General features: G+C 60.7%; 19 protein-coding genes. 10 read left to right on the forward strand and 9 right to left on the reverse strand.

Annotated elements, in window-relative coordinates:
* Positions 1-221: 221 nt before the first annotated feature.
* Complete coding sequence (locus tag RHPLAN_RS19635; RefSeq protein ID WP_157100368.1) at positions 222-1,241, reverse strand: SDH family Clp fold serine proteinase; 1,020 nt, start codon at positions 1,239-1,241, stop codon at positions 222-224.
* A gap of 190 nt (positions 1,242-1,431) precedes the next feature.
* Here RHPLAN_RS19635 and RHPLAN_RS38460 point away from each other — a divergent pair, with 190 nt between their 5' ends.
* Positions 1,432-1,971 carry an ATP-dependent DNA ligase gene (locus RHPLAN_RS38460; protein WP_257730498.1) on the forward strand — a complete coding sequence of 180 codons (540 nt, stop codon included), beginning with the start codon at positions 1,432-1,434 and terminating at the stop codon, positions 1,969-1,971.
* Between the two features lie 44 nt (positions 1,972-2,015).
* Here the strand turns inward: RHPLAN_RS38460 and RHPLAN_RS19645 are convergent, their stop codons facing one another.
* The 4 genes from RHPLAN_RS19645 to RHPLAN_RS19665 form a co-directional block, all read right to left on the reverse strand.
* A complete protein-coding gene (locus tag RHPLAN_RS19645) occupies positions 2,016-2,198 on the reverse strand; it encodes a hypothetical protein (RefSeq protein WP_068021061.1) in 183 nt (60 codons plus the stop codon).
* Between the two features lie 667 nt (positions 2,199-2,865).
* A complete protein-coding gene (locus RHPLAN_RS19655; protein WP_068021065.1) occupies positions 2,866-3,045 on the reverse strand; it encodes a hypothetical protein in 180 nt (59 codons plus the stop codon).
* Between the two features lie 10 nt (positions 3,046-3,055).
* Positions 3,056-3,292 (reverse strand): hypothetical protein, encoded by a 237-nt coding sequence (locus RHPLAN_RS19660; RefSeq protein WP_068021067.1) that lies wholly within the window; start codon positions 3,290-3,292, stop codon positions 3,056-3,058.
* An 88-nt stretch (positions 3,293-3,380) separates the two neighbouring features.
* A complete protein-coding gene (locus tag RHPLAN_RS19665) occupies positions 3,381-3,965 on the reverse strand; it encodes an Abi-alpha family protein (protein WP_068021069.1) in 585 nt (194 codons plus the stop codon).
* 395 nt (positions 3,966-4,360) lie between these two features.
* Here RHPLAN_RS19665 and RHPLAN_RS19670 point away from each other — a divergent pair, with 395 nt between their 5' ends.
* The 3 genes from RHPLAN_RS19670 to RHPLAN_RS19680 all read left to right on the forward strand — a co-directional run bounded on the left by RHPLAN_RS19670 (position 4,361) and on the right by RHPLAN_RS19680 (position 5,466).
* Entirely contained in the window at positions 4,361-4,888 is a 528-nt protein-coding gene (locus RHPLAN_RS19670; RefSeq protein WP_157100369.1) for a hypothetical protein, read from the forward strand.
* The gene (locus RHPLAN_RS19675; RefSeq protein ID WP_068021073.1) at positions 4,885-5,121 is read left to right on the forward strand and encodes a hypothetical protein; all 237 of its coding nucleotides are present in this window, start codon (positions 4,885-4,887) and stop codon (positions 5,119-5,121) included. The genes RHPLAN_RS19670 and RHPLAN_RS19675 overlap by 4 nt, the downstream gene beginning before the upstream one ends.
* Before the next feature lie 93 nt (positions 5,122-5,214).
* Positions 5,215-5,466 (forward strand): hypothetical protein, encoded by a 252-nt coding sequence (locus tag RHPLAN_RS19680; protein WP_157100370.1) that lies wholly within the window; start codon positions 5,215-5,217, stop codon positions 5,464-5,466.
* A 24-nt stretch (positions 5,467-5,490) separates the two neighbouring features.
* Here RHPLAN_RS19680 and RHPLAN_RS39490 read toward each other — a convergent pair whose 3' ends face one another.
* Positions 5,491-5,802 carry a hypothetical protein gene (locus RHPLAN_RS39490; RefSeq protein ID WP_157100371.1) on the reverse strand — a complete coding sequence of 104 codons (312 nt, stop codon included), beginning with the start codon at positions 5,800-5,802 and terminating at the stop codon, positions 5,491-5,493.
* Between the two features lie 718 nt (positions 5,803-6,520).
* On the opposite strand from RHPLAN_RS39490, the gene RHPLAN_RS39495 reads away from it, so the two are divergent.
* Complete coding sequence (locus tag RHPLAN_RS39495) at positions 6,521-6,718, forward strand: hypothetical protein (protein WP_157100372.1); 198 nt, start codon at positions 6,521-6,523, stop codon at positions 6,716-6,718.
* A gap of 32 nt (positions 6,719-6,750) precedes the next feature.
* Here RHPLAN_RS39495 and RHPLAN_RS19685 read toward each other — a convergent pair whose 3' ends face one another.
* Both RHPLAN_RS19685 and RHPLAN_RS19690 read right to left on the reverse strand, forming a co-directional pair.
* Complete coding sequence (locus tag RHPLAN_RS19685; RefSeq protein ID WP_068021076.1) at positions 6,751-7,908, reverse strand: cobalamin-independent methionine synthase II family protein; 1,158 nt, start codon at positions 7,906-7,908, stop codon at positions 6,751-6,753.
* A gap of 19 nt (positions 7,909-7,927) precedes the next feature.
* Entirely contained in the window at positions 7,928-8,899 is a 972-nt protein-coding gene (locus RHPLAN_RS19690) for a Bug family tripartite tricarboxylate transporter substrate binding protein (RefSeq protein ID WP_068021078.1), read from the reverse strand.
* A 217-nt stretch (positions 8,900-9,116) separates the two neighbouring features.
* Here RHPLAN_RS19690 and RHPLAN_RS19695 point away from each other — a divergent pair, with 217 nt between their 5' ends.
* The 4 genes from RHPLAN_RS19695 (at position 9,117) to RHPLAN_RS19710 (ending at position 13,385) form a co-directional block, all read left to right on the forward strand.
* Entirely contained in the window at positions 9,117-10,232 is a 1,116-nt protein-coding gene (locus RHPLAN_RS19695; RefSeq protein WP_068021080.1) for a cobalamin-independent methionine synthase II family protein, read from the forward strand.
* Between the two features lie 67 nt (positions 10,233-10,299).
* Positions 10,300-11,268, forward strand: a complete 969-nt coding sequence (locus RHPLAN_RS19700; protein WP_068021083.1) for a Bug family tripartite tricarboxylate transporter substrate binding protein — start codon at positions 10,300-10,302, stop codon at positions 11,266-11,268.
* Between the two features lie 71 nt (positions 11,269-11,339).
* Complete coding sequence (locus tag RHPLAN_RS19705; protein ID WP_198164421.1) at positions 11,340-12,317, forward strand: Bug family tripartite tricarboxylate transporter substrate binding protein; 978 nt, start codon at positions 11,340-11,342, stop codon at positions 12,315-12,317.
* A 21-nt stretch (positions 12,318-12,338) separates the two neighbouring features.
* Positions 12,339-13,385, forward strand: coding sequence for a uroporphyrinogen decarboxylase family protein (locus RHPLAN_RS19710; protein ID WP_068021087.1), 1,047 nt, complete (start codon positions 12,339-12,341; stop codon positions 13,383-13,385).
* Between the two features lie 6 nt (positions 13,386-13,391).
* Here RHPLAN_RS19710 and RHPLAN_RS19715 read toward each other — a convergent pair whose 3' ends face one another.
* Complete coding sequence (locus RHPLAN_RS19715; protein ID WP_084245219.1) at positions 13,392-14,384, reverse strand: Bug family tripartite tricarboxylate transporter substrate binding protein; 993 nt, start codon at positions 14,382-14,384, stop codon at positions 13,392-13,394.
* A 107-nt stretch (positions 14,385-14,491) separates the two neighbouring features.
* Here RHPLAN_RS19715 and RHPLAN_RS19720 point away from each other — a divergent pair, with 107 nt between their 5' ends.
* A complete protein-coding gene (locus RHPLAN_RS19720) occupies positions 14,492-14,872 on the forward strand; it encodes a carboxymuconolactone decarboxylase family protein (protein ID WP_068031538.1) in 381 nt (126 codons plus the stop codon).
* The last annotated feature ends 14 nt before the right edge of the window (positions 14,873-14,886 follow it).

A 14,886-nucleotide genomic window follows, 5' to 3' on the forward strand; every position in this document is an offset into this window, starting at 1 on the left:
ATCCGTACAGTCAGCGCGCGTTGCTCTGGTACGCGGAGACATGTCGCTCAAGAGATGACTTTGGTGACCGGCACTCACACGAGGAGTCTGAGGTAGACCGGATACATCGAGAGCGCCGCGAACGTGCGTTGAAGCGCTGAAACACAAAGCCCCGCCGATGAGCGGGGCTTTTTCATTTATTCGCTATGACGAGGGATCAAACTGCAGCAGCCTCACGACGCTCATACCGCCTCAGCAACCGGTCGGTCTCGGCGGCGGTCTCCTCGTCGCTTTTTGGGCTCAACGGCCGGAGCGCCGGCCGCTCCATTTGCTCTTTGAGAATTTCCGCCATTCGGCGTCGGATCTCGTCCGAGGTCAGCTGTACCATTTTCGGCTCCTGGCGCGTTGAGAGAATCCTTAGCACGCACAGATAACGCCTGAAAGACGAATTCGCTGCCCTGGAACCTAGAAATTCTGCCCAGGGCGGCCACAATCGCCTCTTCCTCCGCGTCAGCTACCCGTACGCGGAGAAAGAGCGTTTCCGCCTCTTGCTGGTCTATGACAAAAGAGTGTGAAGAATACGTTTCCGACAGCAGGCGTAGCGTATCTGCCCGCAAATTCTGGGATTTCAGGGACAGCCGTCGCCCATAATCTGTGCCGATCCTCATTGATCGCGCCCGCGCACCAACGTCTTCGGGATCGATTCGGGCAAATACAGGGGCGTACAGCTGCGCCACAAAGTCGCCAGCCGCCTTCGTGGCTGAGGCAAAAGACAGCTGGCCATTGTTCGCCTGGATGTACTCTTTGACCATTTCGAAGAACTTTTCGACGGCTCTGGCCTCCAGAGTGTTCAGCGAATCTTGGATTGTCAGGCCTGACGAGAGGGCATCAAACTTATCGACCTTGCTCAATTGGATATCGAGCGGCCCCAACTCGCCGTACGGGGTGAACGCTAGTTCATGTGCTCCGACCGCGATGAGGGTGCCGGCGCTTTTGCATTTCCCCGCGACAATCACGGTGAAGTGCTCGTATTTCTCCTGAAAATAGCGAGTGATCTTGTAGGCGGCGTCTGGATTCCCACCATTGGTGGTCAAGAAAAGACGAGCCTTCTTCCTGCCGGACCGATGGGAGGCAATTGCTTCGATGCAGGTCAAACAGCGAGGCTGCTCGATGCTGCCGTTATAGACATAGACATCAGCGTCAATTTTCGCGGCTGCAGCTTGTGCGGCGGTCAGCGCTGCTTGCGGAATGGGCATGTACACAGAGTAGTTCCAAAGTCCGCCAGGGTCAACAAAAGAGGGTATTTGGGCACCGATCCAACCTGGGGTGATCCTCCTGGCTGGCCCGATCAGAGGCTATATACATGGCGCTGAATGACTGTGCATCCCTTCCTCCCCTGCCTCCCAACCCGCGTCAAAACCCCGCCCTCCGGCCCCGACTGGGATCCACGAGATCAAGTACGACGGCTTTCGGCTGATCGCGCGCCGCACGGCCGACGGCATCACCCTCACCACCAAGCAGGGCTCGGATTTCTCGGACCGCTATAGCCTGATCGTCGGCGCGATCGCCAAGCTCAAGGTCAACTCGATCTGCATCGACGGCGAGGCCATGTGCTTCACCGGCGCCGACCAGGATTTCGACAAGCTGTGGTCGCGCAAGCACGACGACGAGGTGCGGCTGTGCGCATTCGATCTGCTCGAGCTCAACGGCATCGATCTCCGCGGCCTTCCGCTGCTCGAGCGCAAGAAGCAGCTGTTCAAGGTCATCAGACGGTCGGTCGGAATAGAATTTGTCGAGCACCTGGCCGGCGACGGCCCCACGATCTTCGCCAAGGCCTGCGGGCTGGGCTACGAGGGCATCGTCTCAAAGCGCGCCGATCGGCCGTATCAGTCCGGCGAAACCAGAATCTGGCTCAAGACGAAGAACCCGGCGCATCCGGCTATGCAGCGGGTCATGGACGCATTTGAGAGCGAGCGCCGCCGTGCGCGATAGCCGGTCGCGGGATATCGGAAAAAAAGGCCGCCAACTGAGGCGGCCTACGCATCCACCTTCACGCGGAAAGCCATCACCAACGGCGTGGGTTCGCCGCTTCCCCGGTTGCGCACCAGCTCCGCAGTAACGTTGGCGGCAGCTTGCATTGCAGCGACGTCGTCCGGGTGCCATTCGGCAGGTTCGTCTGTCAGTACCAGTTCGTTGATTCCAAAGCGGTAGAGCGGCACGTCAGTCCCCAATTTTACGGGGTACGCATCTACCGCTAAATCGGCCCATTCACGAGTGGGTTAGTGTTGGCAATCAGACGAACTAATCACGTCGGAACTCTGAGGGCGGGGCTTGTCTTCCATCTTCGCTTTCGCGCGGCATTCGTCGGCGCACTTTTGATAGTGAGCCTTGCGATTAGGATCGCGCGTCCGATCTGCCTGCGTCTGGAAATAACGGGCCGTGTCATGCCACGTGGGCTTACGCGGTGGTTTAAACATCGACACGTCTCCGGGCTGCCCCGCCGACAATGCGTCAAATTATAACTGGTTCCCGACATTGGCGGCTAGATCAAAAGGGGCCACTGCCTATCGAACCGGACCAGTATCCACTATTTCATTTGACATAGAAATCCACGTCGCCTGCCTGCTAACTTTTTCTGTAAATGGGAAGGCCGCTTAAAAGCGCTGCTGAACTTGCGCAGTTGGTAAGGACAGAGCTTGGTCCGGATGTGGAGGTCGAGGCGATCTGGGTCTCGGCTGATCGCGAACTGGGATGGCGGGTGACATGCGTTGGGAAGCCGCTGACCACGCCTGGTTTCCAACACATCGCGGACAGGATCGCAGCGCGGCTTGCCAAGCAGTACGATCTTGCCGCCGACCCGACATGGCCGTGCTCCGGCCGCCGCCGCTAGTCCTTGGGCTTGTAGTCCGGCAGCCAGACGTCCGGCGGATCATCATTGGCCGACCGTGGCTCCCAGCGCCATTCGATGCATTTGACGCAGTTCACCTCGTTCAGGTTTTCCGCCACGTAGTGTGGGAAGTCGGAGCTTTTCCCGGAACGCCGCCGCCGAACGTGCTTGCCGATCACTGATTATGTTTTAGCCTTTGGGAAATCGAACGCCGGTCAGGCTTGGCATGGCCGGCTTCTCCAGCCAGTTCGGGCGAACATCGATGCGTCGGCTGCCGCACTGAGTGCATCGCATGCGTCGCTCGAACGACTTCACTGCCAGATGGCCAGGGAAATTGTCGAGGTTCTTAATCGCATGGTGCGAACAGTCGCTGCAGTGAACGTCAATCGATCGGACGCCGTTCTGCCGCATGTTGGCAAGGTCCATTGGTGGACCCGCCGAAATCTTTTGACGCACACGACAACTCCACAGTTGTCCCCGATCGAGCCTGCCAAGCCCTGCATAACGATGTGTGCTATTTAACAGCGCGCAACAGCTCTTTTCCTGCCACTCGAATATGAACTTGACCGATATCTATCGACGCCGCATGCGGAGCGCATGCTACCAACCCTAACCGCTCAAGATTGATAAAGGAAACGATGACTTCATCGCCTGCTCGATTGAGCTTTTGAGCAATGGCCACGCCCGCATTTGGTACGGTCCCAATGGACCCTAGCGCATCCAGCACAAGAGCATCGAATGGGTCGAACTGTTTAACGATCTCAATGAAGGATTTTCGGACACTGTGAGCCCGTCTCGGGTCGGTGGCTGCAGCGAGAAGTCTAGCCCATAATTCCTGAAGCGCTTCGCGGTCTTCATCTTGAGCGGCTGCAATTATCGCCAGCACGATCGAGGGCGACGCAGCTATTGGATCTGGCTTCAACCCTTTTTCTTTCGCCAAACGCTCAAAGCGCTTTTCCAATTCCAATAAATTCAGTTTCCGCTTTTGGTGCAGCCAGTCACCACCAAATAGGCCGAAGACGTCGGCCGGAATATCCGCGAGAGCCTCGCGGGCGACCGCGGCCAATTCACTCGTTAGCGATTTTTCCTTTTCGGCCATCGACAACTGTAACACGGATAAGCCGAAAGCGTCCCCAGGAGGGGTTGCGCTCGACTCGCTGCGAGTGTGGAATGTCCGTGGGTGTGATAGCCCGGACCAGTGATACGCCGCGGCCCTTGGCGGGGCCTGCCGTTCGATTGGCGTCGACGGCGGCGGCTAGAAAACTGGGGGATTTTCTCCCCCGGTTTTGACGGACGCGCTTGGCGGCGCGGCTCCGACCCGACCAGTATTGCCTAAGCGCCTCGCGCTCGGCAAGTGGCCGGGGGCGAGCGGCGCATGTCCAGGGCGAAAGCCTAAAGGCCGTCCGACCAGTCTCACTGGCTGGTTATCACCCCCCGGCTGCTCGGGCTGTCCCCGAGCTGGGCTGTGATAAGCCCCGATCCAGTGAGGCCACCATGTCAGTCAGTAGTGCCACAATCATTCGATTCGATCAGTATCGCGCGGCGCCACCCGCCGTGATTTCCAAGGGCGGTCGACCCACCAACGATGAAACCGATCTAAATGAAAGATCGGTTGTCGATCCTGCGCTTCATCCCACGTTGGCGGTGCGGCCGGAACGCGAGCAGCGTAGAGCTCGTTGGCGGCGAGCTGAGGCGATCTACCGGTTCTATAACGAGCTCTGCGAGATATCAGCGCCGGCAAAGATCGCGTTTCAGGAAGGCGGGCTGCTTGATGCGAAGCAATTCGCGCACTTCGCGGACGACGCAGTCGCGCTCTACGCACGGCGGGGGATCGCAGCGCGTGATCTTTTACTCACACCGGCGCCCACCAAGCGCGACCTGCTGCTAAAGCGTCAGATCCGCAAAGGCTTTGGATTTTTTCTGCGGGAGTACGGTCTCAGCGAGCAGGTAGACGCTCTTTTGATGGCTGACCAGGAATGGCTCGTGACGCATCGCGGCCATCGCGAGCGGGTGTCGCAGTGAGCAACGTCATCGATTTTACAAGGGTTCAGAGAGCCCGTGAGGCTGCCCTGTACGCCCCGCCATCAGACCCGGAAGGTCTGTTCGATTACATCCGGCGACGTGTTGCAGAGCCTCCTGAAGGCTTTACGCCGGTGTTCTCGCGGGAGGGCGGCTTCTTTCTGATATCCACCAGCAGCATGAAGGGGATGCCTCCGGAGATGCTGGAGGAATTCATCGTGCTGGCGCTGCCGTAAAGCCCAGCAAATCCATTGCCCCGGGCGGTCGACAGGATCGCCCGGGTAGTCGATGATACCCACCTGGGGTTGAATGCCTTGGGGGTGGCATCGATGAAGAAGGTCGTGATTTTAGGGTTGGTGATTGTTGGTTTGTTTGTGGTGGTGATCTTCGCCGCCGCCATTCAGCAGGCAGATGACGGGCGTCCACTTAGCGAGCGCGTCACAGCGGAATGCCGCAAGCAATTCCCTTACAGCGAACGAGAGGTCCAGAATTGTCTCGCGGGCTATATCGTCCGCATGGCGAGAGAGAAAGCGGAACGCGACAGTTCTAAGATTGACGATGTGTATCGACGTACCCGCTAATCATTCCGCCAGCTCTGCGACCTTTTAGGGCAGCACCGATACATTGTCAGCCCAACGGCACTGCGGGCCATTCCAGTTGCGGCTGACGATTTGATCCGGCGTCAGCAGGCACGGGTAGCCTATCCGCTTCCAAGCGTAGAAACGACGGTGGTGAACAATGACGACCCGGGAAGCGTGGCCGGCGCGATGGGTGACATATCCTCGATTGCCACTGGCCGTGAGATCGGCGGCATTGGCATGGGTGCCGAGCAAAAGAGTTGCCGCAGTCAAGAATAGGCTAAGCCGCATGAGCGCACGTCCATCCAAATCAGCCAGATAAATGCGGGACGCGATCATGTGTTCCATGCACCGGGGGGGGGGACCGCCAGACCCAGTTTTGGACCCAATGTTGGACCCAACTTTAGAGTTAGGCGGACCTCAGCTTTCTGCCGGTTTTCTGCAATCGGCCAGGGCAGACCCGCTCAAAAGCCCCGGAAACGCTGGATTATATGACACCTGAAGAAACCAGAAAAAACCGGCTAGTACGGCGGGGTGCGAACTTGAAAACCGGCAGAGGGGCAACTCTCTCGTGGGTTCGAATCCCACTCCATCCGCCAGGCACACATTCTCAGACGGTTGTTATCGTTCGCGGAACCCGCGGTTACGCCCGGTTCTTCGGGGCATTGCTCGAGCCCTGTGTATTGCGAGCGTCGGCGAACAAAACTTGAGAGAGCCGCGGTCGAGTTGCGGCGTGCTGCAGCCGGTCTTGGGATGTCTCTTAGAGTCCTGCCAGTCTGTTCGCGATGCTTACGATCAGCGCGATGCTGCTGGCGAGCGCAAAAAGCATCGGGATGAAATGGGGAGATTGCCGGACTTTGTAGCTGAGATTTGTCATTCCAGGTCATTCCAAGCGAGCAGCACCAGAGCCAGCGAAGGTTAGAGTGCTGATCACTAACAAGTGGTTACTCGATGTCTGGCGCTTGCGGACTCGATATTGCCCGCCCGCGCCCCAGAGTGGCCACGCATTCGCCCACAACACCGAGTCTCTACACACTCGATGAAGAGGAGCGACGGTATGGATGGAACGGCCCCGACGCGTCACTGCACGTTGTGCGGCAGGCACATGAAATTTGAAGGAGACGCCGAACTCGCCGGCACGGCTATCGTGCGTTTCGCGGACCCTGTGCCCAACCAGGTCGTCAACCTTTTTTCCTGCGACTGCGGGCGCATCGAATCAATTGAACAGGAATTCGTGCGTTCATCACCCGGCTGACGGCTTGGTGCCGGCGAAAGCCTGCATGGCGATCAGCGGCCCCACAGCTTCTTGCTCGCGATTTCGGCACCCTGGACCATCGCGTCCATCTTGGCCCAGACGATGCTCGCGTGAACCTCATCGGAGCCGGCAAAGCTGGCAAAGCCGCAGTCGGTGCCGGCGATCACGTTCTCCCGGCCCATGAATTCGGCAAAGCGCAGGATGCGTTGGGCGACCAGCTCGGGATGCTCGACCAGCACCGATGAATTGGTGATGACGCCGGGAATGAGCACCGTGTCCTTGGGAAGCTTGGCCTCTTTCCACACCGCCCATTCGTGCTCATGGCGCGGGTTCGACGCCTCGAACGAGAAGGCGCCGGCGCGGATTTGCATCAGGATGTCGATGATGTGCTTGACTTCGAGGTCGTGAATTCGCGGCCCCATGTTGATGCTGTAGCAGGTGTGGTAGCGGATCTTCTCGGTGGGAATGCCGCGCAGCGCGTGGTTCAGCGCCTCGACGCGCTTGCTTGCCCATTTGCGGATGTCGTCGACCGACATTTTCGGGTCCATCAGGTAGTAGCTGACGAGCCGCGGATCGTCGACCTGCACCAGGAAACCTGCGTCGACGATCGTCTTGTATTCGACGTTCATCGCGTCGGCGATCGCGAGCAGGTATTCGTCGTTGCTGGCGTAGTATCTGTTTTCGTTCCAGTCCTCGATGTTGGCGGGCGAAATGCACGGCACGAACACCTCGGCGGCGTTGACACCCTTCAGCGCGCTCTTGAGCGTTTCGAGCTCGGCCTTCAATGCAGCCTGACCTTTGTAGGTCAGTGGCGAGGTGCAGGCCATCTGCACCTGCTTGGCACGCGGCGAGGCGCTTTCCTGCTGCTTGTAGTAGTCGGGAAAGCTGATGGCCTCGCGCGACGACAGCCAGGCGTTCGGGCGATGTCCGTGGGGCTCGAGACCGCCGAGCCGCTCGCGGATGTAGGTGACGAAGCTCGGCTTGCCGAACTCGCCGTCGTCGATGACGTCGAGGCCGGCGTCGACCTGTTGATGCACGATCTCGGTGACGGCTTCCTTGATGCGGGAGGCGAGCTTCGGCTCGTCAACCGGTTCGCCGCGCGCCTTGGCACGGACCATCTGCAGCAGATCGGCGGGGCGCGGCAGGCTGCCGGCGTGGGTGGTCAGGATACGATCGGTTGAACGACGCATGAGACGGTGAATCCTTACTCTATTGGGCTTTGATATTGGCGGCTTTCACGATCGGCCACCACTTCTCGATCTCGGCTTTCTGGTAGGCCGCCAGTGCCTGCGGCGTCTGCTGCTCGCGCGGCGGAATGTCGAGGCCCTGGTCGGCGATGCGCTTTTGCGTTGCCGGATCGGCCAGCGTGTCGACCACCGCGGCATTCACCTTGGCGATGATGTCTCTCGGCGTGCCTTTGGGCATCCACAGGCCCCACCACAGCGAAATGTGGAAGTCGGGCAGGCCCGCTTCATCCACGGTCGGAATATCGGGTGCGCTGACGCTGCGCTGGCCCGCCGTGATGGCGTAGGCGCGTATAGCGCCGGCGCGCACCTGCGGCAGCGCCACCGTCACGGGAAACATCGAAAACTGGATCGTGTTGGCGAGGAGATCATTCATCACCAGCGCGGCGCCGCGATAGGGGACGAGTTGGAACTTGGCGCCCGTAACGTTCTGCAGCAGCACGCCGCTGACATGCGACGGACTGCCGAGGCCCGACATGCCGTAGCTGATCTTGGTCGGATCGGCCTTGATCCACGCAATCAGGTCCTTGAGACTCTTGGCCGGAACGGCATTGGGTGAAGCGATGATCTGCGGCGCGCTTGGCAGCAGCGAGACCGGCTCGAAGTCCTTCACCACGTCATATTGCAGGTCGTACATCGCCGCGTTGACGACGTGCGTGCTCCAGTCGCCCATGACGATCGTGTAGCCATCGTGAGGTGCGCGCGCGCCGCGCGCGACTGCGATCGATCCCGCGGCGCCGGTGACGTTCTCGATGATGACGGGCTGCCCGAGCGAGACCTTCATCCGATCCGCCATGATCCGTGCGATCGTGTCGGAAGGGCCGCCAACCGCATATCCGACCAGCATCGTGATCGGCTGCGACGGATAGGTCTGTGCGTTGGCGCCACCGATGGCGCCGAAGATCGCGGCGGCCACCGCAAGGGACAGTTTCCTCATCGTCTATGTCCGGGCTGAAATTCGCGTTCGCCGTGTGTTGGCACTCGCGAAAGACAGCAACGCTGCCGTTGCGATGTGCCGGATTCGTATAGATGGAAAGCGCACGCGTCTCTAGTCGTTCGTTGATCGCGTCAGCTATGCTTTGACACCAACAAGAACACGCGAACAGGGCTGGGCGAACGCCCACGTCAGTCAAGAGCAGGGTGGGCACGTTCCGATGTCATCAGCCAATCGTATTCCGACCACGCACACCGGAAGCCTGGCGCGTCCGGCCGAGTTGCGCGACATGCTGCTCGCCAAATCGCGCGGCCAGCCGATCGCTCAGCAGGACTTCGATGACGCCTGCCGCCGCTCGGTCCATGCGATCGTGCAGCGCCAATGCGAAATCGGGCTCGACATCGTCAACGATGGCGAGCAGTCGAAAATCGGCTTCGCGCAATATGTCCATGAGCGGCTGAACGGCTTCGAAGGCGAGCCGGTCCGCCGGATCCTGAGCCTGGAATCCCGGCAATTCCCCAATGCGCCGGTCGGCTCGGTCTGGCAGCAGGCGTGCACCGGCCCGCTGTCATGGAAAAGCTTTGCCGCGGTTGAGCGCGACATCCGGAATTTGAAGGATGCCGTTGCGAGCCGCCCCGGCCAGGCTGCCTTCATGGCCTCGGTGTCGCCTGGCTCGTTCACCAACAACAATCCGAACCGTCACTACCCGAGCCGCAGCGCATATCTCGCGGCGGTTTGCGACGTGATGCGCCGCGAATACGAGGCGATCGCGAGGGGCGGCTTCACATTGCAACTCGATTGTCCGGACCTCGCTCAACGCAGCTACAATTTTCCCGACATGCCTGTGGCGGAGTGGCGCAAGATCGTTGCCGAGAATATCGAGGGTCTGAATGCCGCGACCCGCAATATCCCGCGCGAGCGGCTTCGCGTTCACGTCTGCTGGGGCGCCAATGAAGGGCCCCACAACCACGACACCGAGCTGCACGAGATCATCGATCTGCTGCTGACGCTGCGCGTCTCGGCCATTTCGGTGGTCGGCGCCAATGGGCGGCATGAGCACGAATGGCGGGTCTGGCAGACGGTCAAGTTGCCAGAGACCCTCAAGATCATCACCGGTGTCATCGACTCGACGACCAATATCGTCGAGCACCCGCGCGTTGTGGCCGACCGGCTGGTGCGCATGGCGAAAATTCTTGGGCCGGAGAACGTGATCGCTGGCGTGGATTGCGGCTTCGGCGTGAATGGCACGGCCGCGCCAAAGGTCGATCCGGATGTCGCATGGGTCAAGTTGCAGGCGCTCGTCGACGGCGCCGGCATCGCCAGCAAGGAGTTATGACGGCGTCAGATCACGGACCAACCGTGACGACAGTGAAAAATAAAATTTGATCGGGAGAGGAACGCTCATGAAGACTTTCATGGCCAAGCTCACGGCCGGAATCGTGGCCGCAGCAGCAGTGATTCAGGCGACACCGCCGGCTCAGGCCTATCCAGATGGACCGGTCAGGCTGCTGGTCGGCTGGCCGGCCGGCGGACCGGTCGATGTTGTAGCGCGGCTGGTGCAAGTCGAGCTGGGGCAGCGGCTCGGCGTGCCGGTGATCGTGGAGAACAGGCCCGGCGTGAGCGGCATGCTCGCGACCGATGTTCTGTTGAGTCAGCCGCCCGACGGCCAGACGCTGCTCCTCTGCACCCATTACGAAACCATGAATCCCGTGATGTACCGTTCGGCCAAATACAAGGTTTCCGATCTCGCCGGTGTGTCGCTTCTGGCACGCTACTACTTGGCGATGGCGGTGTCGGGCCAGTCCAAGTTTTCGAGCTTCAAAGACGTCATCGCGGCGGCCAAGGCGGATCCCGGCAAGCTGACCTATGGCACCACCGGACCCGGATCGTCACAGGATCTGCTGATGCGTCAGCTCGGCGATCTGACGGGGACGACAATGCAATCAGTTCCGTTTCGTGGTGCTGGACCGGCGCTGACTGAGGTCGTGGCGGGACGCCTCGACTTCTTTTTAAGCCCAACAGGGCCGGCCGTGCCGCTGGTTGAATCCAAGCAGATCAAGCTGCTGGCTGTGACCAGCCCCTCGCGTCTCGCCGTGGCGGGCGACGTCCCGACCTTCTCGGAGCTGGGCTATCCGCTCAATCTCTATGGCTGGATCGGCATCTGCACGCGCAACGGTGTTCCCGCTACCGTGATCCAACAGCTCAACACCGCAATCACCACAGTCGCAAACACACAAGACTACCGGGCGAAGATCGAGGCGACCGGACAGATTGCGGAAGCATCGTCCGCGGAGGAGTTGCAGAACGTGCTCGGGCAGATGTCGGGCGAGATTTCCGGGCTCGTCAAGAAATACGGCATCCGCGCCGAATGAAAGCTGTCTCACGGCGGAAAGCGTGGATGAACAAGATGGCGTCTTCTTCGACCAATGCCGGGAGGATTTGCATGTTTGGACGTACAATGGCGCTGACGCTTTGCCTGTCGATGGGTCTGGCGCTTGGAATGCCCTCCGTCCGGGCGCAGGACTATCCCACGCAGCCGGTACATCTGATCGTGGCGTTTTCCGCTGGAGGTTCGGTCGACACCTTCGGCCGCATTATCGCGCAGAAGCTGGGTGAACTGTGGAGCCAGCAGGTGGTGGTGGAGAACCGCCCCGGCGGTCTGGGAAACATCGGCGCGGTGGCGGCCGCGCGCGCTCCTGCGGATGGGTACACCCTGCATATGGCGGCAAGCTCGGTCGCCCTCAACGCCACACTCGCACCCGTGCCCGATTTCGATCCGACGCGGGATTTCGAGCCTGTCATGCTGGCCGCGACGGCGCAGGACATCCTGATCGTGCCGAAGGACTCGCCGTTCAAGACAGCCAAAGAAGTGATCGCTTATGCCAAGGAAAACCCGCGCAAGCTGACCTATGGCACGCTCGGGCTGTCATCGAGCGGCAACATGGCCGTGGCGGTGTTCGCGCGCAGCAATGGCGGGCTCCGTATGAGGCAGGTGACCTATTCGCAAAGCTCGCAGCTTCAGACCGACGTGATTGCCGGCCGCGTCGATGTGTTCTTCCCAACGACGGGAGCCCACATCGGCAACGTCACGACCGGCCGCGTGCGTGCGCTGGGAGTCTCCGGACCGAGTCGGGCCGTCCAATTGACCGATGTGCCGACTTTCAAGGAGCTCGGCATCACTTATCCCGACGCGACGAGCTGGTACGCGGTGTTCGCCCCGAAAGGGACGCCGCCGGCGATCGTCGCCAGGATCAACGGCGATCTGGAGAAAGTTCTCGCGCTCCCCGATGTCAAAGCGCTGATGGACAAGCTCGGCTTCGCTCCGATCGGCGGGCCGCCGGAGCGGCTTCGCTCGTTCCTGCGGAGCGAAATCGATGCCTGGGCCGATGTGGTCAAGGATCCGCTGTTTCAAGGCAAGTGATACGGAAGGAATTTCACCGATATGGCTGAACGCCTGCTTCCCACGTCCGCGGTTGGTTCCTATCCGCAGCCCGACTGGCTCATCGATCGCACTGCGTTGTCCAAGCAGACGCCGCCCCGCACCAAGGCGCAGGAGCTCTGGCGCGTCGATCCGCAATGGCTTGAACAAGCGCAGGACGATGCGACGCGGCTTGCGGTTTACGATCAGGAAAAAGCCGGGCTCGACATCGTCACTGACGGCGAGATCCGGCGCGTCAGCTATTCCAGCCGCTTTGCGAACGCGCTCGAGGGTATCGACCATGACAACCCCGGCAGCCGCGCGAGTCGTGGCGGCATTCCAGTCTCTGTGCCCCGCGTTGTCGGGCCGATCAGGCGAAGTCATCCGGTCGAGACGAGAGACGTGAAATTTCTTCGCGAATGCTCGACGCGCAAGATCAAAATCACGGTGCCCGGGCCGTTCACGATGGCGCAGCAGGCCCAGGACGATTTCTACAACGACGAGGAAGCGTTGGCTCTCGATTACGCGGCGGCAGTCAACGACGAGATCAAGGACCTGTTTGCCGCCGGAGCAGACGTCGTTCAGATCGACGAGCCGTACATGCAGGCGCAGCCGGACAAGGCGCGGCGCTTTGGGGTGAGGGTGCTTGATCGCGCGGTTGCAGGCGTGTCCGGTGCGACTGCCGTGCATCTCTGCTTCGGCTACGCGCTGACCATGAAGACCAAGGCTCGCGTCTACGATTTCCTGACCGAACTGGAAGCCTCCGCGGTCCGACAAATTTCGATCGAGACTGCGCAGAGCGACTTGGAGCGCTCGACGCTCAAGCCGCTGACAAAAACAGTCATTCTTGGCGTTGTCGATCTGAACGATCCTGCGGTGGAGTCGCCCGAAGTCATCGCCAAAAGAATCCGCCGCACGCTGCCTTATGTGCCGGCCGAACGTATCGTGGTCGCTCCGGACTGTGGGATGAAATACCTGCCGAGACACATCGCGTTCGGCAAATTGCGGGCGATGGTCCAGGCCGCGGAGATCGTTCGAACCGAGCTGACCGGAGCGGCGGAAGGCCGTTGAACACCGTCAGGGCAGTTTCGTGCCGGCCCTGTTCAGGATCTCGCCGAACCGCTTGATCTCGGATTCGATGAATGCGCCGAACTCCTTCGACGGCGCGTAGTAGATGTCGGTGCCGGTCGGCTCGATCGTCTTCTTGTAGTCCGGGTCCTGCGCGACCCTTGCAAGAGCCTTTTCGAGGATGCCGACGATCTCCGGTGGCGTTTTCGCGGGCGCCAGAACGCCGTGCCATGCCGGCATCACGAAGCCCGGCATGCCGGCTTCTTCCATGGTCGGAATGTCCGGCGCCCAGGCCGAGCGCGCGGCGCCGGTGCTGCCGAGAATCTTGATGCGGCCGGCCTGCAGCTGCGGCACAAGCGGCTGATAAGTGTAGAACAGCACCTGCACCTCGTTGCTCCCGAGATCGACGAGGGTCTGCGACGCGTTGGTGTAGGGGATGTGCGACATCTGCACGCCCGCCCGCCAGGCGAAATAGGCGCCGGCAAGATGGATCGAGGTGCCGAGGCCCGTCGATGCATAGTTGTATTTGCCGGGCGCGGCCTTGATGTGCTCGATCACCTCGGCGATGTTCTTGCCCGGCAGCGCCTTGTTCACCGCCATGTAGAGCGGCTGATCGGTGACGCGGGCCACCGGAACGAAGTCTTTCAGTGTGTCGTAAGGAAGCTTCGGTTGCAGCGTCGGATTGATGGCGTGCTGGGTGACGCCGAACAGCAGCGTGTATCCGTCCGGCGCGGCCTTGGCCACAGCGTCGGTGCCGACGATCGCGCTGGTGCCCGGCCGGTTCTCGATGATGATGTTCTGGCCCAGAAATTCCGACAGCTTGGCCATCGTCTGCCGCGCCGTGATGTCGGCGCCGGAGCCGGCCGAGTAGGGCACGATCACGCGGATCGGACGACTGGGATAGGTTTCGCTGTGTGCAACGAGCGGCACGAGCGTTGCGAAGGTCAGCGCGATGGCCAGGGACAAGACCCAGGATAAGGCCGAGGACAGAGTCCGTCCCATGCGCACAAATCCTCCCCGGAGATTTCGATTGGCAATCGAAATTGTTTGCTCGATGGTATCGAGCAGAAATAACTCACGCAACCGCGCCGATGTCGGAGGACAATGCAATGGCCAACGAAAGCTACGAAGCCGGGATGAAGGTTCGCCGGCGTGTGCTGGGCGATCCGTGGGTCGACCGCTCGTTGGCCAATCGCAACGATTTCAACGCCGAGATCCAGACGCAGATCACCAGCCACGTCTGGGGCGATATCTGGACGCGGCCGGCCATCGATCTGAAGACGCGGCGCTTCATGACGATTTCGATCATGATCGCGTTGCGCGCATGGGCGGAATTCCGCCTGCACGTGCGCACCGGACTTGCGACCGGCGATCTCACCAAGGATGAACTGAAAGAGATCATCCTGCAGGCGACAGTGTATTGCGGCGCACCTGCAGGCAATCACGCGGCCCATGAGGCCGAAGAGGCATTCAAAGAGATGGCGAAGTAGCGCCGTTCTCGGCG

Source organism: Rhodoplanes sp. Z2-YC6860 (assembly GCF_001579845.1).
Classification (GTDB): domain Bacteria; phylum Pseudomonadota; class Alphaproteobacteria; order Rhizobiales; family Xanthobacteraceae; genus Z2-YC6860.

Coding starts and splice junctions, on each gene's coding strand:
- RHPLAN_RS19715 (WP_084245219.1), bottom strand. CDS start 14,384: ATGGGACGGACTCTGTCCTCGGCCTTATCCTGGGTCTTGTCCCTGGCC.
- RHPLAN_RS39495 (WP_157100372.1), top strand. CDS start 6,521: ATGGATGGAACGGCCCCGACGCGTCACTGCACGTTGTGCGGCAGGCAC.
- RHPLAN_RS19660 (WP_068021067.1), bottom strand. CDS start 3,292: ATGGACCTTGCCAACATGCGGCAGAACGGCGTCCGATCGATTGACGTT.
- RHPLAN_RS19720 (WP_068031538.1), top strand. CDS start 14,492: ATGGCCAACGAAAGCTACGAAGCCGGGATGAAGGTTCGCCGGCGTGTG.
- RHPLAN_RS19685 (WP_068021076.1), bottom strand. CDS start 7,908: ATGCGTCGTTCAACCGATCGTATCCTGACCACCCACGCCGGCAGCCTG.
- RHPLAN_RS19710 (WP_068021087.1), top strand. CDS start 12,339: ATGGCTGAACGCCTGCTTCCCACGTCCGCGGTTGGTTCCTATCCGCAG.
- RHPLAN_RS19670 (WP_157100369.1), top strand. CDS start 4,361: ATGTCAGTCAGTAGTGCCACAATCATTCGATTCGATCAGTATCGCGCG.
- RHPLAN_RS19680 (WP_157100370.1), top strand. CDS start 5,215: ATGAAGAAGGTCGTGATTTTAGGGTTGGTGATTGTTGGTTTGTTTGTG.
- RHPLAN_RS19690 (WP_068021078.1), bottom strand. CDS start 8,899: ATGAGGAAACTGTCCCTTGCGGTGGCCGCCGCGATCTTCGGCGCCATC.
- RHPLAN_RS39490 (WP_157100371.1), bottom strand. CDS start 5,802: ATGATCGCGTCCCGCATTTATCTGGCTGATTTGGATGGACGTGCGCTC.
- RHPLAN_RS19665 (WP_068021069.1), bottom strand. CDS start 3,965: ATGGCCGAAAAGGAAAAATCGCTAACGAGTGAATTGGCCGCGGTCGCC.
- RHPLAN_RS19700 (WP_068021083.1), top strand. CDS start 10,300: ATGAAGACTTTCATGGCCAAGCTCACGGCCGGAATCGTGGCCGCAGCA.
- RHPLAN_RS19695 (WP_068021080.1), top strand. CDS start 9,117: ATGTCATCAGCCAATCGTATTCCGACCACGCACACCGGAAGCCTGGCG.
- RHPLAN_RS19705 (WP_198164421.1), top strand. CDS start 11,340: ATGTTTGGACGTACAATGGCGCTGACGCTTTGCCTGTCGATGGGTCTG.